Here is a 23,728-nt window from a genome sequence, read left to right on the forward strand (position 1 = left end):
TCCGTGTCGAAAGATACGCGGTCACCCCCTCCCGCGGCGGGGGCGTACGCGCGCCGTAGGCTCCCTGCCTCGACGGGTGGTCCGCCGGACGGGGCGGCCGCCGGATTCCTGGGAGGGCCGCCGTGAAGGCGTGGATGGGGGCGCACCGGCGCCTGCTGCTGGTGCTGGGCGGGGGACTGGTCGTGGTGGGCGTCGTGGTGGCGGTGGTGGTGTCGGCCGTGTCCGGCGGTGGCGGGGGCCGTACGCTGCCGCCGCCCCGCGCCCGCGTCTACACCGCGCAGCAGGCGTGCCTGCTGACCGGCGAGCGCGGGATCGCGGACCCGGCCGCGGTGCCGGTGTGGGCGGGCATGCAGGACGCGTCGGCGCGCACGCACGCGAAGGTCACGTACCTGGCGATGGCCGGCGAGCAGAGCGCGGCCGCGGCGGGGCCGTACCTGTCCACGCTGGCGGCCCGGCAGTGCACCGTGGTGCTGACGGTGGGCGCGGCGCCGGACGGCGCGGTGGCCGCGGCCGGCAAGCGGTTCCCCGGCACCCGCTTCGTGGTGGTCGGCGCGGGCCCCGCCGGTCTGTCCAACGTGACGGCCGTGTCCGGAACGCGCGCCGGGGTCGCCTCCGCGGTCGAGGCGGCACTCAAGGGCTGAGTCGGCCGAAGTCCCCGGTCGGAAAAGCGGAATGATTCGCTGTCATATGACGATACGCCAGATCGTCAATGGGGGCGGAGTAAAGACTGTGCCCGGAGTGAAACGGGGCAATCGGCGCAGTCTCGCGAGGTTGACCATGTACAGGCAAAGAATGTCTACAAATCCTTTGGGAGACCTTTCTTCCGCGTGACGGCTCCGGGCAAGATCTGCGCGTTTTCTGTGTCGACTCTGTCAGGAGCCTGTGCCGTGCGCGCATCCTTCCTCCGTCGCTCGTCGCGACGCCTCGCCCGCCGCCGTGTGTGGATGCGGTGCACGGCGATGCTGGCGTTCGTCGCCCTCGCGTTCACGCTGGCGACGGATCAGGCCGCGGCCGACGGAGCCACGCTCCCGGCGCTGTCGATGCCGAGCCTGTCGTCGCTCACCAGCTGGCTGAAGCACCCGCACTGGAACCACCTGCCGCGGCAGGCGGGCGGCACCGCCGCGGGCCGCAGCCACCGCGCGACCGCCGCGTCCACGCGGGCGGGCGGCGGGGTCGGCCATCCGCCGGGCCACGCGCCAGGTGAACTCGACGCCTACCACCCGTACGCGAAGTCGGTGAAGGCCGGCCGCAGTGCGGTGGTCGGCGGCTGGTCGGCGAAGACCAGCAAGCGGGACGCCGCCCACTCCGGGCGCACCGTCACCGTCTACGACAACGCCGACGGGTCCCACACCCGCCAGGTCTCCCTCGACGCCGTCAACTACCAGGACGCGCACGGGAACTGGCTGCCGATCGACACCCGGCTCAGCCGCCGCGCCGACGGCAGCCTGCACGAGCGCGCCAACTCCCTCGGCGTCGCCTTCGCCCCGCGCGCGAGCGACCCGCACCTGGCCGTCCTGACCACCGGCAGCGGGACGTCCGTCGGCTACGCGCTGGGCGGCGCCGCCCCGGTGGCCGGCACCCTCGCCGCCGACGGCAAGGCGGTCACCTACCCCGGCGTGCTGCCCGGCACCGACCTCGTCGCCGCCGCCTCGGCGAACGGCGTCAAGGAGGCCGTGGTCCTGCACTCCGCGCAGACCGCGAACTCCTGGACCTTCCCGCTGGCCCTCCAGGGCCTGACCCCGTCGCTCGCCAAGGACGGCTCCGTCGAACTGCGGGACGCCGCCGGGAAGATCACCGCCCGCATCCCGCGCGCGTACGCCTACGACTCCCGCGTCGACCGCCGCTCCGGCGACCCCACCACGACCTACGCCGTCCAGTACGCGCTCGTCGGCGACCACGGCACCACCGCCCTGAAGGTCACCCTCGACCAGGCCTGGCTGCACGACCCGGCCCGCGTCTTCCCGGTGACCGTCGACCCGACCATCACCGACGGCTGGACCACCACCTACGCCGAGTCGGGCAACACCGGCGACCACTCGTTCGAGCAGACCGTCAAGGTCGGCTCCTACGACTCCGGCACCCACTCCGCCAACTCCTTCGTCAACCACTGGTACGGCGGCTGGGACGGCTCCAAGGTCACCGTCACCGCCGCCGACCTGCACCTGTTCGACACGTGGGCCTCCACCTGCACCGCCGAGCGGTTCGACGTCGCCCTGGTCACCAGCGCGTGGACGCCGACCGGCGTCACCACCTACCCCGGCCCGTCGAAGGGCTCGTCGATCGGCAACCTCACGCCGAGCGTCCCCAACGCCTGCGCCAACACCGGCGCCGACCGCACCGTGGGCGACTGGCTGGACGTGCCGCTCACCGTCTCCGCCATCCAGGGCTGGGTGAACGGCACCACGCCCGACTACGGCCTGGCCGTGTACGCCGCGACCACCGACGCGCTGCACTGGAAGCAGTTCGGCTCGTTCAGCGACGCCGGCAAGGGCCCGTACATCACGGTCACCTACACCGGCACGACGCCGCCGCAGGTGTACCAGCAGTACCCGGACAACAACGCCGTCGAGTACACCACCACGCCCGAGCTGACCGCGTGGTCCGGCGGCGCCAACTCGCAGGCCAACACCACGACCAAGTACGACTTCCAGGTCTACGACAACACCAACACCAAGGTCGCCGACTCCGGCCTGCTCGCCACCGGCGACTGGACGGTGCCCGCCGGCAAGCTCAAGTGGGGCCAGACCTACTCCTGGACGATCCAGTCGTACGACGCGAGCCTGTACTCGGGCGCCACGTACTACGCGATGTCCATCCAGGTCCCGCAGCCCCTGGTGACCTCCGGCCTGTCGCAGAACAGCAGCGACCACGGCTTCGACCCGTCCATCGGCAACTACACGACGTCCGACACCGACGCGACGATCTCGGTGGCCGGCCCCAGCCTGGACATCGACCGCGACTACAACTCCCGCGACCCCCGCTGGACCGGCGCGTTCGGCGCCGGCTGGTCGAGCGTCCTCGACGCCCGCGCCACCGAGCAGTACAACGCGGCGGGCGCCGTCGTCGGCAACGTCGTCACCTACCCCGACGGCTCCCAGGTCGGCTTCGGCAAGAACGGCGACGGCACCTACTCGCCGCCCTCCGGCCGCTTCGCCACCTTCAAGGCCGTCACCGGCGGCTACTCGCTGACGGACAAGAACGACACCGCCTACGCCTTCACCCAGTCCCTCGGCTCCGGCGGCTACGGCATCACCTCCGTCACCGACGCCGACGGACGCGCCGTCACCTTCGGCTGGAGCGGCGGCCACATCACCACGATGACCTCGGTCACCGCCGGCCGCGCCCTGCACCTGACGTGGCAGACCCCGTCGGGCGCCGGCGCCGCGCACGTCGCGACCGTCGTCACCGACCCGGTCGTGACCACCGACTCGACCTCCGCGCTCACCTGGACCTACGGCTACACCGGCGACCAGCTCAGCACGGTGTGCTCGCCGATCTCCACCACGCAGTGCACCACCTACGGCTACACCGCCGGCTCGCAGTACCAGAACGCCACCCTCGACCTCGGCCCGCACGCCGCGTGGCCGATGTCCGAGGCGTCCGGCACCGCCGGCAAGGACGCCGTCCTCGCCAACCAGGGCACCGAGAACCTCACCTACAGCGGCGTCACCCTCGGGTCCGCCGCCGGCACCGGCCCGCTCACCGGATCCACCGCGACCGCCGCCCTGTTCAACGGCACCAGCTCCTACGCGACCATGCCGTTCGACATGGGCAACGACACCGACTCCGGTGCCCTGTCCCTGTGGTTCAAGACCTCCGCCGGGCCCGGCGTCCTCTACTCCTACGCCTCGCAGCCCGTCACCGCCGGCGACTCGCCCGGCGCCTACACCCCGGCCGCGTACGTCGGCACCGACGGCAAGCTCAAGGCCGAGTTCTGGTACAGCGGCGGCATCGCGCCGATCAGCACCACCGCCTCCGTCGCGGACGGCAAGTGGCACCACATGGTGCTGTCGGCCGCCGGCAACTCCCAGACGCTCTTCCTGGACGGCGCCAAGGTCGGCTCCGTCACCGGCAGCGTCTCCATCAAGCCCGGCGTCGCCTTCGGCAAGAACCAGCCGTACAACACGCTCGGCGCCGGCTTCCTCGGCGGCAACTGGCCGGACGAGCCGCACCAGAGCAGCACCGACCCGACCGGCACCGCCACGTACTTCAACGGCGCCATCGCCGACGCCGCCTGGTTCGACCGCCCGCTCGTCGCCGCCGACGTCACCACCCTGCGCGGCTACGGCACCCACGCCGCCAGCCTGCTCAGCAGCATCAAGCGGCCGTCCGGCAAGACCTACCAGGCCATGACCTACGACGCGGCGACCACGACCCTCACCCAGCTCACCGACGAGAGCGGCGGCGTGTGGAAGCTGGCCACGCCCACCGTGGCCGGCTCCAGCCAGACCTACCGCGGCGCCGTCCTCGGCGGCGCGCCCGCCACCTACTTCCGGCTCGGCGAGGCCGCCGGCGCCACCACCGCGCTCGACGAGACCCGCGGCGGCACCGGCACGTACAACGCCGTCACCCTCGGCCAGACAGGACCGTTCAGCGACCAGAAGGCCGCCACGTTCAACGGCACCTCGTCGTGGGTGCAGGTGCCCGACGTGCAGACCGGACACACCGCGGCCTCCGCCGAACTGTGGTTCAAGACCACGCACGGCGGCGCGATCCTGATGAACTCGCAGACCGCCGCCATCGGCGGCACCGTCTCCTCCACCACACCCCAGCTGTGGATCGGCAGCGACGGCAAGCTCTACGGCGGCTTCTACACCACCTCCGGCTCCGTCCAGCTCGCCACGACCGGCACGGTCATCGACGGCCAGTGGCACCACGCCCTGATCAGCGCCACCGGGACCTCCCAGACGCTGTACCTGGACGGCACGCAGGCCGCGACCAAGACCGGCACCGCCGCCCTGACCAACGCCAGCCGCACCGTCACCTACCTGGGCGCCGGCACCACCGGCGCCGGCTGGAGCGGCCTGACCAACGGCACCGTGGCGTACTTCAACGGCTCGCTGGCCGAAGCCGCCACCTACCGCACCGCGCTCACCTCCGACGACGCCGCCGCGCACTTCGAGGCCGCGAAGAACTCCGCCGGCCTGCTGCCCGTCGAGACCGTCAAGGTCACCGGCCCCGCCCCGGCGAACGCCGTCTCCACCTACAAGTACGACCTGCTGAACAACGAGCGGCAGCTGAGCGAGACCGACGGCCTCGGCTACACCACCAGCTTCGGCTACGACACCGGCGGCTTCGAGCACACCGTCGTCGACCCCAACGGGGCGATGACCGTCACCGGCCACGACCCGCGCGGCAACGTGGTGTCCTCCACGACCTGCCAGGACCAGGCCGCCAACCACTGCTCCACCGAGTACTACACGTACTACCCGGACGACACCACGGCGCAGCTCACCACCGCCGACGCCCGCAACGACGTGCTGCTCACCGAGCGGGACGGCCGCTCGGTGTCCGCCACCGACACCACCTACCTGACCACCCACACCTACAGCACCACCGGTGACGAGACCGGCATCACCACCCCGCCGGTCGCCGGCTTCCCGGCCGGCCGCACCACCTCCACCGTCTACAGCGACGGCACCAGCGCCTTCCCGGCCGCCGACACCGGCAACGTGCCCGCGGGCCTCGCGGTGCGCACCACCAGCCCCGGCGGCGCCGTCAGCTCCGTGGCGTACTTCCACAACGGGGACGTCGCCTCGACCACCGACCCCCTCGGCCTGGTCACCTCGTACACCTACGACGGACTCGGCCAGGTCCTCACCAAGAAGGCCGTTTCCGACACCTACCCCGCGGGCCTGACGTCCAGCTACGTCTACGACGCGGCCGGGCAGGTCACGCAGGAGAGCGACCCGCGGATCACCGACCGCGTCACCGGCGCCACCCACGCCGCGGTCAGCACCACCGCGTACGACGCCGACGGCGACGTCCTCTCCCAGACCGTCGCCGACGGCTCCGGCGGCGACGCCCCGCGCACCGAGACCCAGACGTACAACCAGTACGACCAGGTGCTCACCGACAGCGACGCCAACCAGGCGGCCGGCGCGGCCAACGGCAACACCACGACGTACACGTACGACGCGTCGGGCAACAAGACCACCGAGGTCACCAGCTCCGGCACCACCACGCAGTACACGTACGACGACGACGGCCACCTGCTCACCCAGGGCATCCAGTACACCGGCGACCCGGTGAACCCGCAGTCGGCCACCCTGCTCACCGAGTCCTCGCGCGCCTACGACCCGGCCGGCCGGCTGGCGTCCATCACCGACGCGATGGGCAACACGACCTCGTACACGTACACCGACAACGGCCTCACGGCGAAGATCACCAAGACCAGCGCCGACGGCAAGAGCAGCAGCGTCGTCACCGCCAACACCTACGACGCGGCCGGCAACCTCCTCACCGAGACCACCGACAACGGCGCCACCGTCACCAACCACACCGTGGACGCCGCGTCCCGCACCACCGCCACCACCGTCGACCCCACCGGCGTCAACCGGACCACCACCGTCTCGTACACGCCCGACGACCTCGTCGCCACGCAGACCGACCGCAACGCGTCCGGCAACCAGACGACCACCGCCAACACCTACGACGCGGCCGGCGACCAGCTGAGCGAGAGCGTCTACGGCGACACGACCGGCCACCCCTCCGGCTGGTGGAAGCTCGACCAGACCTCCGGCACCACGGTCCCGGACGCCTCCGGCACCGGCTACACGGCCGCCGTCGGCTCGGGCGTGACCTGGAACAACGGCGCCGCCACCTTCGCCGGCACGAGCGGCCAGCAGATCGCCACCAACGGCCCGGTCGTCGACACGACGGCCTCCTACTCGGTGTCCGCGTGGGTGAACATGGCCTCGCTGCCGACCGGGAACGCCACCGTGGTCTCCCAGTCCGGCACCACCAACAGCGCCTTCATGCTGCAGTACAACTACGCGCACACCAGCGCGCCGCTGTGGAGCATGGAGACCACCAACGCCGACACCACCGGCCCGAGCTTCCCGTCGGCCTACTCCACCGCCGTCCCGGCCGCGGGCGCCTGGACGCACCTGGTCGGCGTCTACAACGCCGCCACCGGCGGCCTGCAGATCTACGTCAACGGAACCCTGTCCGGCAGCGGAACCACCACCACCCCGTGGAGCGCCGGCGGCCCGCTGACCCTCGGCGCCGCCAAGTACAACGGCAACGCGACCGACTTCCTGCCGGGCTCGGTCTCCAACGTGCAGGTCTACCCGCGCGCCCTGAGCGCCGCCGACGTCACCAAGCTGTACGGCAACGGCCGCTCCGGCGGCACCGTCGGCTCCGCCTCGGTGAGCACCACGAAGTGGGCGTACGACAAGCGCGGCCTGGCCACGTCCATGACCGACGCGAACCTCAACACCACGGACTACTCCTACGACGAGGCCGGCAACCTCGCGGTCACCACCGCCCCCGCCGTCCAGGTCGAGACCGGCGGCGGCGCGCCCACCACCCAGCGGCCCGTCACCACCAGCGGGTTCAACACCTACGGCGAGGCCGTCGAGGAGGTCGGCCCCAACGGCGACCAGACCACCACCGCCTACGACGCCGACGGCAACAAGGTCTCCGAGACGCTGCCGCCCTACACCCCGGCCGGCTCGTCCACCCCGCTGACCGCGACCACGTCCTGGGCGTACGACAGCGACGGCAACCAGACCAGCGTCACCACGCCGGGCAACGAGACGACCCACTACCTGTACGACCAGCTCGGCGACGTCGCCCGCACCACGCTGCCGGACGGCACGAGCACCCACGCCGTCTACGACACCAACGGCGAGGCGCTGTCGGTGACCGACGCGAACGGCGGCGTCACCCAGGCCACGTACGACTACCTCGGGCGGCCGCTGACCTCCTCGGTCCTCGAACGCTTCCCGACCGCCACCACCCTGACGACCACCAACTCGTACGCGCCCACCACCGGCAACCCGTACGGCGCGTTCCTGTCGTCCACCACCACCCCCGGCGGCGTGACCACGTCCTACGCGTACAACCGGGCCGGCGAGCCCACCGCCGTCACCGACGGCGCCGGCAACACCACCTCGTACGCCTACGACTACCAGGGCGAGCGCACCAAGGTCACCGCGCCGGACAGCACCTGGACGCAGACCGAGTACGACCCGGCCGGACAGCCCACGTCCAGCGAGCAGTACGACGCGAACGGCACCCTGCTGCGGGGGACCTCGCAGGTCTACGACGGCACCGGCAACGTGCTGGCGTCCACCGACGCCAACCACCACACCACCCACTTCACCTACGACGCGGCCGGCACCGTGACGCAGGAGGTCCAGCCGGTCTCCGACACCGCGTCGATCACCACGAGCTTCGGCTACGACGCGGCGGGCAACCAGACCCGCTACACCGACGGCCGCGGCAACTCCTGGTACGACACCTACACGCCGTGGGGCCAGCAGGAGACCGTCCGGGCGCCCGCCACCGCCGACTACTCCTCGGCGGCCGACTCCACCACCACCAACGCCTACGACATCGACGGGCAGCTCGTCTCCAGCACCCAGCCGGGCGGCGTCACCACCGCGATGACGTACGACTCCGTCGGCAACCTCAAGACGGCCACCGGCAGCGGCGCCGACGCGGCGACGGCCACCCGGTCGTTCAGCTACGACGCCGACGGCCAGATCAAGTCCGCCAGCACCGACGAGGCCGGCACGGTCGGCGCCCGCGACCACCAGGCGGCCACCAGCGAGTCGTTCAACTACGACGACCGCGGCGACCTGCTCTCCGCGGACGGCTCCGCCGGATCGTCCAGCTTCACCTACAACCAGGACTCCTCGCCGGTCACCCGCACCGACGCGGCCGGCACCACGTCCTACGGCTACGACACCGCGGGCCGCCTGCACACCCTCGACGACGCGTCCTCCGGCACCGAACTGACCTACGGCTACAACACGATGGACCAGGTCAACTCGGTGAAGTACGGCGCCACCGGGCAGACCCGCACCTACACCTACGACGGCACGCACGCGCTGACCGGCGACACCCTCGTCCAGGGCGGCTCCACGCTGTCCGCCATCAGCTACGGCTACGACGCCAACGGCAACCTGACGAGCAAGAACACCGCCGGCGTCGCGGGCGCCTCCAGCAACACCTACACCTACGACTACGCGGACCGCCTCACCTCGTGGAAGAGCGGGACCACCACCACGCCGTACGCGTACGACGCCTCGGGCAACCGGATCCAGGTCGGCTCGAACGTCTACACCTACGACGCCCGCGACCAGCTCACCTCCGACGGCGTCCACACGTACGCGTACTCCGCACGCGGCACGATGACGTCGGACACCTCCACGCAGGGCACGGCCGCGTACACCACCGACGCGTTCGGCAACCAGATCACCGCGGCCGGCCACTCCTACACGCTCGACGCCGCCGGCCGGAACATCACCGACACCAATGCCGCCGACCAGTCGACCCGCACGTTCCAGTACTCCGGAGCGGGCGACACCATCGCCTCCGACGGCGCGTTCCGGTACAGCTACGACCCGTCCGGCGGACTCGTCGGCGTCAACGCCGGCGGCACACCGGGCAGCGGGACCCTCGCGCTGACCGACGCGCACGACGACGTCATCGGCACCTTCGCCTCCGGCGCCACCGCCCTGAACGGGTCCACGAGTTACGACCCGCTGGGCAACGTGACGGCCACCGCGGGCACCAACGGCCTGCTCGGCTTCCAGTCCGGCTGGACCGAGGCCGACACCGGCAAGGTCGGCACCGCGTCACGCTGGTACAACCCGGCCACCGGCACCTTCCTCAACAAGGACTCGGCGTCGCTGAACCCCGTCCCGAACGAGGCGGCCGCCAACCCGTTCGCCTACCTCGGCGACAACCCGCTGGACGGCACGGACCCGAGCGGCCACTGGGGCTTCCACAGCCTGTGGCACGCCGCGACGCACGCCGTCTCCTCGGTCACGTCCTCGTTCAGCTCGAGCTTCAGTTCCAGCTGGGACGACTTCAGCTCGTTCGTCTACCACTACACGCCGCCGATCGTGCACCGCATCGTGCACGCGGCCAAGCACGCCGTCCGCCACGCCGTCCACCGGGTGCAGGACTACTACCACGCCACCGTGCGCCGGGCCCGCCGCATCTACCACTACGCGGCGCGGCACGTGAAGCGCTACTACCACGCGGCCGTGCGCAAGGTGACCTCCGCCTACCACGCGGTCAAACGGAGGGTCCAACGCGAGGTCGCGAAGGCGAGAACGCTCGTCCACTCGGCCATGAAGAAGGCCAGAAGCGCGATCCACAAGGCCGCGAGCGCCGTCCGGACCGCGTACCACGCCTCGGTCAAGGCCGTGAAGACGGCCGCGACGTACGCCAAGCACCACGCGGCGGCCATCACCTCGTTCGTGGTCTCCACCGCGGTGTTCGCCGGCTGTGAGGCGGTGACGGCGGGCGTCGGCTCCATCGGCTGCGCGGCGGCCGCGGGAGCGGCGGGCTCGCTCGTCGAGCAGGGCTTCAACTGCGCCCAGCACGGCGGATCGGCGTGCAGCGCGGGCGCGTTCGCCACGTCGGCGGTGACCGGTGCGGTGACGGGCGCGATCGGCGGTGCGCTCGGCTCGCTCGGCGGCAAGATCCTCGGCAAGGTCGCCCCGAAGGCGATGGAGGCCGTCGGCGGACTGTTCGGCAAGGGCGCCTCGGAAGCGGCGGAGAGCGGCGCGGCGGACGCGACGGACGAGGCCGCGGCGAAGGCGGCGTCCGAGGAGTCGGGTTCGGCGGCGGACGGCGACGGGCCCAGCTGCACCAAGCACAGCTTCACGGGCGGCACGAAGGTGCTGCTCGCCGACGGCTCGACCAAGTCCATCGACAAGGTGAAGGTCGGCGACACCATCGCCAACTCGGTGCCGGGTGTGGCCGGTACGGAGGCGCACAAGGTCACCGCGGTCATCGTCACGACGACCGACCACGACTTCGTGGACCTCACGATCAAGGCGCGGACGAAGTCCGCGGTGAAGACGGTCGCGGCGAAGGCCGCGAAGAAGGCGGCGTTCGGCCTGGCCGCGTCGGCGGCGGTGCTGGGCGCGCTGGCCGGCACGCATCACGCGGGCGCAGACCACACGTCGCCGACGGCCGCGATCGTCGCCCACACGTCGCCGGCGGTTGCCACCTCAGCGGCGCCGTCCGCGTCCGGGGCGACGGAGAAGGCCGCCCACCTCACGACGACCTTCCACCACCCCTTCTACGACGAGACCCGCTCGTCCTTCGTCGACGCCCGCGAACTCCACAGCGGCGACGTCCTCCAGACCCCGACCGGCACCGCCGAGGTCACCGGCGTCCGCCTCTACCACGCCAACACCACCACCTACGACCTCACCATCGGCACCCTCCACACGTACTATGTGGAGGCTGGCGCGACGCCGGTACTCGTTCATAACTGTGATGTCGCCACTGAGGATGATGCGCGTCTGGCTATGGATCGAGCAGAAGAGCTGCAGTCGGGGCGGACTGATTATCCGCACGCCGATAAGAAGGGAACGACTGCCGTCATTGGGGTTTGGAATTCCCTGGAAAAGAAATTGACGATGAGGATTGGAATCAACGGCTCTGGGCCGATGCCTGCGAACTTCGCTCTGCGGGCCAATGAGGAGTTCGTGCAGGGTGCCGGTCATGCCGAAGAGGCAATCTTGAATGGCCTACAGGAGCATGAGCATGCAATCTTCGGTGCGGCTTCGAGGAACTTCTGCAACGACAGATGCCTTCCGATGATTCTCGATCCTGAGCAGCTCAATGTAGACACTTTGGAGATCGGCGGCGCGGGGATACGAGGCCATGCCGCGCAGAACTCTCCATATACATTGTTCTGGTCTCCGAAGGGTTAGGTTGTCCATGGCCAGACATCGAGACATTTCAGTACTTGAGAGTGCTTCGACTGTGGTTTTGGCCGCATACTGTGCGGCTGCTGCAGAGCGCGTCGGTGGCATCTACGCCGCTCTCGTCGAAGTGGAAGAATCAACCTGGGCGAAGGATTCCCTGAGAGCTGTTTGGGGAGTTGTGACCTCGGGAATGTCGTCGGAGTCTGACGAGGACGCCTGCGCGGAGGCATTGGAAGCCGTCGAGGATATAGCCGACTCTGATGAGGAGGAGCCTGACATTGGCTGGGGATTCTACGCTGCGCGGGCCATCGATGTATTGGGATTGGCTTTAGAGTCCGCCCTGCGCCCGGATTTCTCAAAGGCCGATCTTGCAGCTAGTACAATGGAATCACTTTTGGGGTCGTTCGACTTCACTCTCTCGGGGGGAGGGTCAGTCATCTATCGCGCAGGAGAACCGCTTCCGTCCCCTGGGCCGCTCGTACGCTCCGAGCTAGAGGCCGATTCATCATTCCTGGATTCCTTGCAGGGTGCTGGACTGGATGTGGCCGCTCCCTCTGTCCCGGATGCGGTAATTTCCCAGATTCGGGAGCATTCTCGCGAAATTGGCAGAAGATACATGGATGCAGTGCGAGAAGTGATTGAGATTGAAGGGTGAGCGAAAAAGAGCCCCCATCGATCGAGTGGGCCGGATTGTCTGGTGCCTGCGTCCGGAAAGAGCAACCTTGGAGATGGCCTGTGCGCGCGGATTGAAACGCCTGCAGCGTCGCTCGTGGTAGAAACTAGACTCTTGCTGTCATTGAGGTGACAGGTGATGAGGTAATTGTCGCGCCCCGTCGGATAGCTAAGCGCTGTCCCGTAATCCCACGAGGCTGAGGGTCATGCCGTGTCCGGGTCGGCGCCGATGGCACCGGCCGAGCGAAGCGAACGCCCGAGGTCTCCGGTGAGAACGCGGGGGTGGCGCCGCCACCACCACAGTTCGGGGCCGGGCCGCCTGTGGAACTGGTCGAGTGCTTGGCCGTCGTCGTCCACGGTGCGGCCCTGTACCGGTCGTCTAGAAACCTTGATCTGCGAGGTCCAGAGCTGAACGATGTGTTCGTCCAGCAAAAGCCATGCCTCGTGCAGCCAGTTTCGGCAGTAGAGGTCGTTGGTGTACTCGTAGATGTCGTCGTCGTAGCCATGCTCGATCACGCCCACCAGGACAGCCCACGCGTGCACCATGTCAGCAACCGTGAATGCTGTCCGCCAGCCACGCTGATGCAACAGCTCTCCCACCTCAGCTTCAGTAGCTACGGGCGTGAGGCTCTCATGCCGAATCCGTCGGGGCGACCGAGATGCGTCCAGTCAGAGGCTTGCGGCCCTGCACCATCATCAAGATGAGACGATCTCGCCGTGGCTTGTGTGATCTCGGCGTCGGAGCCGTCCTGGATAGCCCTGTTCAGCGGGCTGAGTCCGATGCGGTTCGGGAAGCTGGTGACCGTTCTGAGGCGCCAGGGTGCGGGCGCCGTCCGCAAGGGCCGGCCGTGGAGCCTTCCGCTGGAGGACCGGGCCCTGCTGGTCGCGGCCTACTGGCGCACGAACCTGACCATGCGGCAACTTGCCCCGCTGTTCGGGGTGTCCAAGTCGGCCGCGGACCGCATCATCGACCACCTCGGGCCGATGCTTGCGCTCCAGCCTCGCAAGCGGTTCGCCAAAGACACCGTGCTCATCGTGGACGGCACTCTGGTCCCCACCCGGGACCACGCGCTCGCCGAGCGTTCGAAGAACTACCGGTACTCCACCAACCACCAGGTCGTCATCGACGCTGACACCCGCCTGGTTGTCGTGGTCGGCCGACCGCTCGCCGGAAACCGCAACGACTGCAAGGCCCGGGAGGAATCCGGCGCCAAGGCTGCCGTGGGCAACACCGTTACGATCGCCGACGGCGGCTACCCGGGCACCGGACTCGTCATCCCGCACCGCCGCCAGCGCGGCCAGAGTGAACTCCCGGCCTGGAAAGAGGAACACAACAAGTCCCACAAGCAGGTCCGCGCCCACGTCGAGCACGTCTTCGCCCGCATGAAGACCTGGAAGGTCCTCCGCGACTGCCGCTTGAAGGGCGATGGTGTCCAACACGCCATGCCCGGCATCGCCCGGATGCACAACCTCACCCTCGCCGGGTAGGTCAGCGGGCCGCACAGCGGCCAACCGTGCTTGAGGCGACCCGATGATCATTTACGGGACAGCAGTTAGGTACGGCCGCAGACGCCATCCGGTGGATCCGCATCGCCCTGCGCACCATCACACCCGCCCTTGACCGCGCCGTATCCCACGACGCCTGGGCATGGCTCACCACGGGCCAACTCGACGCCACCGAACGCCTCCGGGCCGGCAAGCCCCGCACCTACACCGCCCACCACGCCTCAACCACAATCGAGTGGACCGCTCGCTCGGTCACCTTCCTGGCCCTGGCACACCGAGCCGCAACACGCTGAGCATGTGCAGAGGCATTGAAGCCCCGGTACTGGATGTCTAGCTTCAGATGAGGCTTGACGGTTGTGTGTCGGTTGATGCTTTCCGGTTCCTAGCCTGTTGTGCGGTTCTTCGTGCCGTAGGCCTTGAAGCGGGTCACCTCCTTGCGGGTGGTGCGGGGCACCGTCCGCAGGCGGTGTCCGCCCTGGTCGAAGATGTGCAGCTTGGACGGCACACGCATCAAGACCGTGCCGTCCCGGCTGAATACCGCGGATCTGGTCCGGCTGCGAGCCTCCGGGGCCCGGGCGGCTGGTTCCGCTCCGGCTGGACGTGCTCCTGGCCGGCTTGCGGTGCGGATGCCGATCGAGGTGGCCCGCACCGTGAACCTCTTGGCGGCCCCTGGAGAACCCTGGTCCGGCGAAGCTGCCCGACCGAGGAGGGACCCACCCGTTCCGGCCGGTCGTGCGCCGGTAGACCGGATCGACAACCCGCGCAACAGGCACGGCCCTTGACGGCAACGGGGACGGCAACCGGGACGCACCCCAGTGCACATCGACGGACGCTGACGGACCATTGGTTCCTCCCTCACCTGCGAAAACGCAGGCGGGAACGGTCCGCCTCCCACACGTACTATGTGCTGGCGGGGGCCACGCCGGTCCTGGTGCACAACTGCAACGAGGCAATCGCTGCACAGCTCAAGTCTCGCGTGGACGACCTCCACGGGCTGCTCCCCAAGGGTGCCCAGGGGCGGAGGTCAACAGCTATCTTCGGGCAATCGACGACGAGGGAAATCCGGTTGATGTGGTTGGCTGGAGCACTAGCAAGCGTGATCCAAACCGAATTCTGGACCGGCTGATCCGTGATGGTTTGCAAGACGGGGAAGTGATGGCTGACAGGACAGCTGAAGATGCTGAGACAAGCGCACCAGCTCACATCAAAGCCAAGGGATGGACGCCGGTGGCAGGCGTCGCTAACCGTCCAGTCTGTCCTTGGCGCTAGAACAGCTTGTTTGGGACAACTAGATAGGTTACGCCATGTTCAATCGAACTCTTGTAAAGAGTATGCTCGCCGAGCTGGCCGATCGACAGTGTGGCGCAGTCGCCACCTTGATGCTCGCAAGGTTTAGGCGGATGTTCATGGCGGATGCTCGAGAAGAGGTGACCTCTGAATCGACACAACAGGTTGTCCAGGATGCATACAACTACTGCTTGAGGAAGGCCGCCGGCGAGGTCGTGAGCAGCACTGCAATTCGTGCCCGGTTCAATGAACTCTTGGGGCCGGATGAATCCCCATTTGAAGACCCAGAGGAGATCGAGCCGTGGTTCATCGATCTCGTTTCAACGGCGGATTACGCTGTCCGGACCTGGGAGCGTCCTGATGTCAGTGGATCGGTTTGCTTTGACGCACTATTGAGTGCATATTCCATCGCGGGTGGGCTGGAGGACGATCCTGAGCTCACGCCCACCTCTCCGTTGGGGCAGTTGGAGTTCGAACGGCAGATTGCCGATATGCGCGCTATTCAGTCAGGGGTGGGTGTGGAAGAGCTGATTGAAATCGGCGGTCAACTGGCGCAGGCATACGCCGAGAGATTCTTGGAGTACATCCATCATTATCAGGGTTGACGGGATCTGAGTGTGTTGGCTGGAGTCGTTTCCTGTCCTATTTTGCTGGTGGTAGCTCTCGATTCGAACCGGCTTTTGCGTTAATGACGGACGCCGAGGCTCTCACTGCAGTTCGCGACGGGGGCCCAGGGTCTTTTGTGTGAGATCGCATTGAGATGTGTTCAGGAGTGTGGGGCTGCTGATCAAGCGCGTAGCGTATCCCGACTGCTCCGCCTTCGACGGCGGAGCCCCGCCCGTGATGACGATTTCGTTCTCAGGTCATCAATTTTTTGATATGCGCAGGAAGTTCGGGTGGCGGGTGTGGCTGCGAGCAACGGTCATCGGGCCAAGGAAGATCGTCAACGCCGATGTCGACCTGTCAGGGTTCGACTTGGACGGAGTTGAGTTCCGAGGCTGTGCGATCGCCCAGTTCGAACGCCCTCTCGGCATGGTCGTGTGGGGCGGGAAAGTGCGGCGCTGCCAGCGATCGTGCGCGGGTGCGTCGTGGCACGGGAATCAGTAACTGCCGCGGGTGAGTCCCTTCACGGCCCGGGCTCTGGAGAAGCGCCGGGAACCTCCAAGGGCTGCCAAGGCCGGGCGCAAGCGTCACGGGGTGAGCCTTGGCGGCTCCTGGAGAACGCTGTCCGGAAGCTGCCTTGCCGAGGAGGGGCCCACCCGCTCCGGCTGGCCGTCTGCCAGTCGACCCGTCGGCAACCCGCACAACAGGCATGGCCGTTGACGGTAATGGCGACGGCAACCGGGACGCACGCCAGTGCACATCGACGGACGCCGACGGACTGTTGACGCCTCCTCCACCTGCGAAAACGCAGGCGGGAACGGCCCGGCTTCCACACGTACTATGTGGAGGCTGGGGCCACACCGGTACTCGTCCACAACTTCAATGCCGAGTGTGAACTGGCGAAGCTGCCTTCTCGGCCAGATCACGCAGGCCCGACGAGCGGGCGCAGTACGCTCAGCGACGAGACCATAGTCAGCGGACGGGGTAGCGATCCCGCTACCAAGGCGACGAAGCGTTCTATCACCGACCGGCTCTGGGGTCTGGGCAAATGGGATAGCAGGGCTGACTGGGGAGATGCCGACCACGTCGAAATGAAGGTGGTCGACATGATGGAAAAGCAAGAGGTTGATCACGCCGAAGTGGTGATCAATAATGAAGAAGGGCCATCCGTCAAGGCGGCACCCGCCCTTTCTTGCCCAAACACCTTGGACTCGCTGTTGGGTGGCAAGACGCTGAGGGTGCACTGGCGTGACAAAGACACGGGCGAGATGACGAGTCATCTTTTCGGAGGTATTGGATGACGATCAAGGGACTCGAGGCGCAGTTTCAGCCCGAGCACACCAAATCTCCCGCTCTACTCGTCAGTGCGGATGACGTGGATTCGTTCATTGATGCCTTGCTGAACGGACAACATGATCGTAATTGCGCTGTGGTCTATTCGCTTGATCGCCCAACGATGCCATCGGGATATCGAGATCACGAGTTGGCGGTTGGGGTTGATAGGGTCGCCCAGATGGGGGCGCTGACCCTCGCGGCCGATGACGGCTATGTATCGAAAGGCTCGATGGATGGCGGAATCGGCGAATATATGCTCCTCGGGCATGTGCGGGAGTTCATGCCGGGCTCGGAAATTCCCATCGCGCTTGTCCGTCAGGCGGTGAAGGAGTTTCTCAGCAGCGGCGGTCAGGTTCCAACGTGCATCGAATGGCAAGAGGAAGAGTTTTAAATAAAAGCGGTGCCCTTGGGCGGGGCCTGCGCCTAAGGGCGCTTGACGGCAACGCCGTCGGACGCCGGAGCCCCCACCCGCGGTTCGTGGTGGGGGTTCCGGCGTCTCTGCGTGGTGTGGTCAGTTGGGTGGGGCATTGATCACGGGCGGGTCGTCGGGATCGTCGCCGTCCTGGAGGACGTCGGTGAGTTGGTTGAGGCGTCGTGTTGGAGGCGCAGGCGGACGTGGGCGTAGACCTGGGCGGTGATCCCGATGTTGGCGTGGTCGAGTAGTTCCTTGATGGTGACCAGTTGGACGCCCTGTTCCAGGAGCAGGGTGGCGCAGGTGTGGCTGAGGTCGTGGAAGCGGATGCGTCGGATGCCTGCCTGGTCGAGTAATCCAGTGAATCGACGGGCGATGTCGCTGGGGTCGAGGGGTGTGCCGACACGGGTGGTGAAGATCAGGCCGCCTTCCCGCCACCGGGCTCCAGCGGCGGTGCGTTGATGCTCCTGCTCTTGGCGGAGTTGTTCGAGGGCGACCAGGCACGCCGTGGGCAGAGCGATGCGTCGTTCGGCAGCCCTGGTCTTGGTGGGGAAGAGGGTGAGTCCTCCGGCGGGGTTGTGCTGGAGGCTGCGGCGGATGTTGAGGGTGCCGGCGGCCGGTTCGAGGTCGGCCAGGTGAGGCCCAGCAGTTCACCGCGTCGCAGTCCGGCTCTCAGGGCCACCACAGGGTCCGGGGTTTGTCCCGCCGGGCCATTTTGAGGAAGCCGCGTGCTTCGTCGGCCGTGAGCGGTTCGAAGCGCCGGTGGCGGGCCGGGCTGAGTTTGACGTTCCGGGCGACATTGCGGGGCAGTTCATCCTGTTGGGTGAACAGGGTGAACTGGCGACCATCGGAAGGAAGCAGGCATGGTGAGGTGGGTTCGATCTCTTGGAGGCCCCTTGATCGCTGTGCGAGAGGATTTCCTTGCGTCCTGGCGTGGCGGCGAGGAAGTCGATAGCGAGGGGAACGAAATCGAGGAGGAGGAGACGGACTACTGGCGTGCATGTGAAATCACCGATCAGGTTGGATTGATCGACTTGACAGGCCGGGACATGCTGGTTCTGAACAGCGGGCCACTGCGCACAACGTACGTTTCGGAGAGTTCCCTTTTTGTGCAGCAAGTGGCCAAACCGGCCAGGACTGATCTCCTTGGTGCGATCGACGATGCACTTCCTCGTGTGGCCTGGCGTGACATGTTCTACTGGAAGAGCGGGGGAGATTACGTTTTGTTTGATGCTGCGGCCGCCGGGGATGAAATCAGCGAATCGGACAGGATCAACTTCTCCCTCCCTCCCGGTCGAACTCTGGTGAGAATTGCGAATGTTGAGCCGGCGCCAGAGCTGGACGTCTGGGTAAATTTGGTGCAGTTGGTTCCGCAGGGATAGTTCACCTAAATCACGCGCGGTGGTGAAGTACTCGGCCATCGCGGCCAGCGGGACGGTCGATTGCCCCTCCATACCTGCTGATGACCGGTTCTCGGACGTCGTGCGGGTGGTGGGGGAGGGTGCGTGGGCTTCGGACGACGTGTCGTTCTTGGGGCAGGTGAGCCAAGTGGCCGGTGACTACCTGGAGACGTTCGAGGAGGGGCCCGCAGGGTGGGGTTACTAACGCTACATGGCGGCGATGCTTGTCCTGATCGCTCTGCCCAACCTGATCGGTGGGCCGGGTAGCGACACGGTGGCCTCGGTGTGGGAGTTCACGCGTCGGTTCGCCGATCACGTCGACTGGGATCTCGGCCGTGCGCAGGGACAGAACGCCGCTACCTCTGAATCGTCCTTCCGGAGGAGGGAGGGCGTGGTGTGGCTGCGCAACGCCGAACTCGCCGGGGGTGGCGGCAACACCACGTTGATCGCTGTTGAGTCGGCGGCCTGGGGCCGCACGTTCGTCGCCGCACTCGACGCGATCCGCGGGACGCCAGAAAAAAAGATACTCATTCCGGCTGACTACGACCACGTTGAACCGATCTGCGCGACCATTCCAGGGCAGTGGTTCCTGGGATATACCGACGCAATGAGCTGAGGATGATACTCAGTGTTTCGAGCGGCGGTCAATCCGTCGCGCTACTCAGGGTCGCTGTGAGGGCTGACGGAATGCGAGAACCAACTGTGACCAGCGGCGCCTTCTGCCTGATTCGATACATGCCTCTGCTGGCGGTGCTCGAATCGCGCATACGGCAGCCGGTCGACGAGGTCATTCGGGGTTGTCTGGGCTCCGGCGAGATCGCGGACGGCGTACTGATCAGTCTGGATGAATTCTCTGAGGCAGTTGGCCAGTTGCAGGATTTCGGCCGTCCTGCCTTCTTCGAACAGAGCGTCGCGAGCATGGCCTTGACCGCGGCTGGGGCTGGAGAGGCGGAGCCGGGTTCGGCAGATACGCGAATCTCGGAGCAGGCGGTCGGGGTATGGAGCACGCTGACCCGACTGGTGAAGGAGGAGGCGCGGGCATCTGCGTCTCCGGGTGTCGCCGACTTCGCGGAGCTGGAGCGCAGTGCACAGCGCGAGGATGCGCGTGTGCTGTTCGCGGGGGAACGCGATCCGTCGGCGGTCGTCCGGCACGCCGATCAGCTGGTTTCGGCGGGCGTCGCGATGACGGCTGAGCTGTCGAAAGTGGCTGCTGCGCTTCGATGGCGGCCTTCCGGGCCTTGCGGTGCGCAATGCACTTGGCCGACTTGTGGGTCTTTGGCGCCGAACTGCGTGCGCAGTCGCGCGTTTCGCCCCCAGCAGACGCTGGCCGCTCGACTCCGGCGGAAACAGGGTGCAGAGTCCCGGCCCTGGTACATGATCTCCATGAGTCTTCTGGCGGCCGATGACGAGCCGTTCGAGTTCGTCACAGAGATCGGGACAGAAGGCTATGAGCTGCGCAAGGTGGCTCAGTACATGGACGGCCGACTCGTCTGCGTCGATCGGGAGCACCCGCGCCGGGCCGGGGTGCAGCTCGGCTCGAATCGTGTTCCGTCGTGGACGGAACTCAAGGCCGATGACGACCTGCATGTTGAGGAGACGTCTGCGGAATTCTTCGAGCGACGCTGGAAGGAAGGGATCACCGGCTTCATCGGTCAGTGATCGCGCGCTTGCCGGCGCTGTCCCCGCCCAGTGCTGTGTCGGGGCGCCGGACAAGACTCCGCGTCAGCATTGGCGCTTGAGGGGCTGGCCTCTGTTGATGAATCGGCTGGCCCGTCGTACGCGTGCAGAGTCCGTTCGCGGGCATCGCTATACCAATCAGTGGGGGATCGACTCGGCGGTGCTCGCCTCCTGCTGCCCGCGGGGGCCCACCCGCCGGTCATAAGTGACGGCTCACCAGCCGCCCCAACTCGCCGCGGCCCCGGTCCCGCCTCGGACAGCCCACTGCGTGAACGCGCGAGGCCAGTGTCACGGTGTGAGCCTTGGTGGCTCCTGGAGAACCGTGGCCCGGCGAAGGCGCCGACCGAAGAGGGACCCATCGACTCCGGCCGGTCCTGTGCCGGCAGGCCGGTCGGCAATCCGCATAGCAGGCACAGCTGTTGACGGTAGCGGTGACGGCGACCACGATGCACTCCACCGCACATCCGGGGACACAGAGGGACCGTTGATTCCTTACTCACCTATGAAAGCGCAGGCAGGAACAGCCCAGCTTCCACACGTACTGTGTGGAACCCGGGGACACGCCGGTCCTGGTGCACAACTGCGGCGCTGAGCAGGTCGAGTTCGGCGGCGACCATCTGAGCCGCAAGGCGATCGAGGCCCGCAAGGCCAACAATGGATCTCCCCGGTCCGGCTGGAACGTTCCACGTGCATGAATAATCGTAGGAAGCCATGTTTGATACGCAGAGGTTTCGGGAAGTGGTGGAGCCGGTCGCGCGGGCCGCAGGCGTGGTTCCATGGGACCAGGTCGAGGCCGAACTTGGTCACGAGCTTCCATCCGACTACAAGTGGCTTGTGGAGAACTATGGTCCCGGTACTATCGATGGATTCCTTGAAGTTCTGCAGCCCGTCACGAAATTCGCACCCATTCGACTGCAATCCCGAGTTGCTCGATCGCGGGAGATCTTGAAGACCTGTGTCGACCATGGTGAAGTGATCCCGGCAGATCCGAGCGAATTGGTTGCGGTGGCAGTGACGGATAACGGCGACACCATCTATTGGGTGACCAGGCCGCGACATTCGCCTGACAGTTGGACGATCGCACTGAATGCCGCAAGGAATGATCTGTGGGAGTTCTTTGACGGTGGCGTTGTCTCATTCCTGACGGCGACATTGGCGCGAGAAGTGACTTTCGCGTTGTTCCCGAGGAACTTCCCGGGACGGACCCCGGTCACCTTTACTGCCCATGCGTAATGCGTCTCCGTGCACGTGCCTATGCGGAAGCCGGTACGACCCCGGTCCTGGTCCACCATTGCGGCCTGGCCGGGGTGGGGGACAGCAAGCTGTGTCCGCGTGGGTCTTCCGGACGGCGGCACAGCAGGCCGGCTAACGGAGCGAAGTAGTCTCCTCATCGCCACCGCGTGCGGCATACCTTCGGCTTGATAGCCGTCATCGGCCGCCTCGCGTGCCACCAAGAGGACCAGCGTGAGCGCGAGTTCGATCGGGTGTGGGGGTGCGGTCCGTGCGTCGGGCTGGATGGCTGGCGCTTGAGAAAGGGTGTTTGACGGTGATCGAGGTGTCGGAGGTCGTGGAACTCGTGCTGGGCCGCGATGTCGAGGAGCGGCGCAGGGCGGCGGCGTTGCTGCTCGTGCGGTACGCGGGATTTCACGGCGACCGCCGTTTCTCGCCCTGGTTCCCGCGTGAGCAGCGGGTTTTGGGTGACGTGGCACAGGTGGCAAGGCAGGTCTTCGCGGGGCATGCCCCGGACGCCCGCGTGGCTGACCTCAAGGACGTGGTGCAGGCCGGGCTGGAGGACAGCGACCCCGATGGCCCGCCGTTCGCCGCGGAGGTCTTCGACCATCTGGTGTTCGCCGACGAGGTGCTGGCGTTCCTCTCGTGCCCGGAGAACGGGGAGGCCTTGGCGCGAGCCTACGAGCGTGCTGAGGAACTGGCCGAGGCCCACGAGGAGATGGGCCGTGAGGGTTACGAGGGTGAGGACGGATGGAAGCCGGCCGCACTCGGCGAACTGGAGTGGGCAGCCCGGACGCGCGATGCTCAGGACGCCCTGGATAACGTCGCGCTCGACCGTTCCGCCGCCTTCGCCTCGCTCTATGCCGACGTCATCGCCCGCTGCTACACCGATGAGGACGCCGGCGGCGGGCTGGACTCCTGACGGCCCTGGGCGCAAGTGGTGCCCGGCATGGGCCGACCGCCCGCGATGATCCCTTGGGCACGACATCCGGCCCCGCCCTACACTCCGGCCATGCCGTTCCAGCGTGGGCCCGCAGGCTCGACCGAGGAGCAGGTGTCGATCATCGGCACGTTGATCGCTCTGCCGTTCCCTGCGGAGGAGAGCCGGTCCGCGACGCCACATGGCTGGGGAGGGCCCGGACACCACCTTGCGGTGCTCCGGCAGAGCCGGGACTTCTGGGAGGCTCGGGATCCGGAGACGCTCACGGAGGCCCAGGAGGAGCTGGAGACGGAGCTCAGCGCACTGGCTGCGCTGCTGACCGTGCGATGGGGCAGCCCGGCCGTGGTCGACCTGCGGCCCTTTCTCGGGCTCGACGACGCGGACTACCCGGACGTCGAGGCGCCGCCCGAGCCCCTGAACTCGCTGTGTATGCAGGCGGTGAGCATGCAGGTGTGGCACGTGCCGTCCACCGAACGCTGGCTCGGGCTCACCGTCGGCCAGGCCGACCGTGAGCTCAACTGTCACCTCCGGCTCGCGAGAACCCGGCGCGCGAAGCTGGAACGCCCCGGCGCCGTGACAGGGGGGCGGGAAAGCAGCGCGGTCGTCTCTGTGATGATGGCCGTGACCTCAGGGAGGGCGCGGTGGCGGGACGGACTGACGGGTCCACGGCGGAAGCGCAGGGTACGGACGGCGGTGTCGCGCGGTTCCGGGCGGACGACGTGCTGGAACTGCGGTGTCCGTTCACCGAGACCACGGTGAGCGG

Annotated in this window: 18 protein-coding genes; 15 read left to right on the forward strand and 3 right to left on the reverse strand. The window is 67.3% G+C overall.

The genetic code is table 11. From position 1 onward, the window contains the following. Positions 1-122: 122 nt before the first annotated feature. The 3 genes from BMW99_RS01590 to BMW99_RS40605 all read left to right on the forward strand — a co-directional run bounded on the left by BMW99_RS01590 (position 123) and on the right by BMW99_RS40605 (position 12,558). Positions 123-641, forward strand: a complete 519-nt coding sequence (locus tag BMW99_RS01590) for a type 1 periplasmic-binding domain-containing protein (RefSeq protein ID WP_079138230.1) — start codon at positions 123-125, stop codon at positions 639-641. 246 nt (positions 642-887) lie between these two features. Continuing rightward, a complete protein-coding gene (locus BMW99_RS41085) occupies positions 888-11,909 on the forward strand; it encodes a LamG-like jellyroll fold domain-containing protein (RefSeq protein ID WP_176735414.1) in 11,022 nt (3,673 codons plus the stop codon). Between the two features lie 7 nt (positions 11,910-11,916). Beyond that, on the forward strand, positions 11,917-12,558 hold the full coding sequence (locus BMW99_RS40605) for a hypothetical protein (RefSeq protein WP_141726025.1): 642 nt from the start codon (positions 11,917-11,919) through the stop codon (positions 12,556-12,558). Between the two features lie 221 nt (positions 12,559-12,779). Here BMW99_RS40605 and BMW99_RS01600 read toward each other — a convergent pair whose 3' ends face one another. Beyond that, on the reverse strand, positions 12,780-13,121 hold the full coding sequence (locus BMW99_RS01600; RefSeq protein WP_245791123.1) for a hypothetical protein: 342 nt from the start codon (positions 13,119-13,121) through the stop codon (positions 12,780-12,782). Positions 13,122-13,292: 171 nt separating this feature from the next. Here BMW99_RS01600 and BMW99_RS01605 point away from each other — a divergent pair, with 171 nt between their 5' ends. Continuing rightward, complete coding sequence (locus BMW99_RS01605; RefSeq protein ID WP_069462381.1) at positions 13,293-14,063, forward strand: IS5/IS1182 family transposase; 771 nt, start codon at positions 13,293-13,295, stop codon at positions 14,061-14,063. Positions 14,064-14,463: 400 nt separating this feature from the next. Here BMW99_RS01605 and BMW99_RS42605 read toward each other — a convergent pair whose 3' ends face one another. Then, the gene (locus tag BMW99_RS42605; protein WP_256090223.1) at positions 14,464-14,586 is read right to left on the reverse strand and encodes a hypothetical protein; all 123 of its coding nucleotides are present in this window, start codon (positions 14,584-14,586) and stop codon (positions 14,464-14,466) included. 799 nt (positions 14,587-15,385) lie between these two features. On the opposite strand from BMW99_RS42605, the gene BMW99_RS01610 reads away from it, so the two are divergent. The 4 genes from BMW99_RS01610 to BMW99_RS01625 all read left to right on the forward strand — a co-directional run bounded on the left by BMW99_RS01610 (position 15,386) and on the right by BMW99_RS01625 (position 17,697). After that, positions 15,386-15,973, forward strand: coding sequence for a hypothetical protein (locus BMW99_RS01610; protein ID WP_141726024.1), 588 nt, complete (start codon positions 15,386-15,388; stop codon positions 15,971-15,973). Positions 15,974-16,142: 169 nt separating this feature from the next. After that, positions 16,143-16,475 (forward strand): hypothetical protein, encoded by a 333-nt coding sequence (locus tag BMW99_RS01615; protein WP_069462379.1) that lies wholly within the window; start codon positions 16,143-16,145, stop codon positions 16,473-16,475. 338 nt (positions 16,476-16,813) lie between these two features. Next, positions 16,814-17,272, forward strand: coding sequence for a DddA-like double-stranded DNA deaminase toxin (locus BMW99_RS01620; RefSeq protein WP_075016086.1), 459 nt, complete (start codon positions 16,814-16,816; stop codon positions 17,270-17,272). Continuing rightward, on the forward strand, positions 17,269-17,697 hold the full coding sequence (locus BMW99_RS01625) for an Imm1 family immunity protein (protein ID WP_075016087.1): 429 nt from the start codon (positions 17,269-17,271) through the stop codon (positions 17,695-17,697). Before BMW99_RS01620 ends, BMW99_RS01625 begins: the two co-directional genes overlap by 4 nt. 140 nt (positions 17,698-17,837) lie before the next feature. Here the strand turns inward: BMW99_RS01625 and BMW99_RS39000 are convergent, their stop codons facing one another. After that, the gene (locus tag BMW99_RS39000) at positions 17,838-18,353 is read right to left on the reverse strand and encodes a site-specific integrase (protein ID WP_322900193.1); all 516 of its coding nucleotides are present in this window, start codon (positions 18,351-18,353) and stop codon (positions 17,838-17,840) included. A 228-nt stretch (positions 18,354-18,581) separates the two neighbouring features. Here BMW99_RS39000 and BMW99_RS01635 point away from each other — a divergent pair, with 228 nt between their 5' ends. The 7 genes from BMW99_RS01635 to BMW99_RS41095 all read left to right on the forward strand — a co-directional run bounded on the left by BMW99_RS01635 (position 18,582) and on the right by BMW99_RS41095 (position 23,724). Further along, positions 18,582-19,100, forward strand: a complete 519-nt coding sequence (locus tag BMW99_RS01635; RefSeq protein WP_069462377.1) for an Imm21 family immunity protein — start codon at positions 18,582-18,584, stop codon at positions 19,098-19,100. A 229-nt stretch (positions 19,101-19,329) separates the two neighbouring features. Then, on the forward strand, positions 19,330-19,734 hold the full coding sequence (locus BMW99_RS01645) for a hypothetical protein (protein ID WP_069462375.1): 405 nt from the start codon (positions 19,330-19,332) through the stop codon (positions 19,732-19,734). Positions 19,735-19,853: 119 nt separating this feature from the next. Then, positions 19,854-20,777 (forward strand): DUF6881 domain-containing protein, encoded by a 924-nt coding sequence (locus BMW99_RS01650; RefSeq protein ID WP_218159290.1) that lies wholly within the window; start codon positions 19,854-19,856, stop codon positions 20,775-20,777. A 563-nt stretch (positions 20,778-21,340) separates the two neighbouring features. Continuing rightward, positions 21,341-21,490, forward strand: coding sequence for a hypothetical protein (locus BMW99_RS41090; RefSeq protein WP_176735411.1), 150 nt, complete (start codon positions 21,341-21,343; stop codon positions 21,488-21,490). A gap of 16 nt (positions 21,491-21,506) precedes the next feature. Continuing rightward, entirely contained in the window at positions 21,507-22,028 is a 522-nt protein-coding gene (locus BMW99_RS40610) for an SMI1/KNR4 family protein (protein ID WP_141726023.1), read from the forward strand. 307 nt (positions 22,029-22,335) lie between these two features. Then, positions 22,336-22,947 carry a hypothetical protein gene (locus tag BMW99_RS01655; RefSeq protein ID WP_141726022.1) on the forward strand — a complete coding sequence of 204 codons (612 nt, stop codon included), beginning with the start codon at positions 22,336-22,338 and terminating at the stop codon, positions 22,945-22,947. A 90-nt stretch (positions 22,948-23,037) separates the two neighbouring features. Further along, a complete protein-coding gene (locus BMW99_RS41095; RefSeq protein ID WP_069462372.1) occupies positions 23,038-23,724 on the forward strand; it encodes a hypothetical protein in 687 nt (228 codons plus the stop codon). Positions 23,725-23,728: the final 4 nt, after the last annotated feature.

Source organism: Actinacidiphila rubida, assembly GCF_900110255.1.
In the GTDB taxonomy this organism is placed as follows: Bacteria; Actinomycetota; Actinomycetes; order Streptomycetales; family Streptomycetaceae; genus Actinacidiphila; species Actinacidiphila rubida.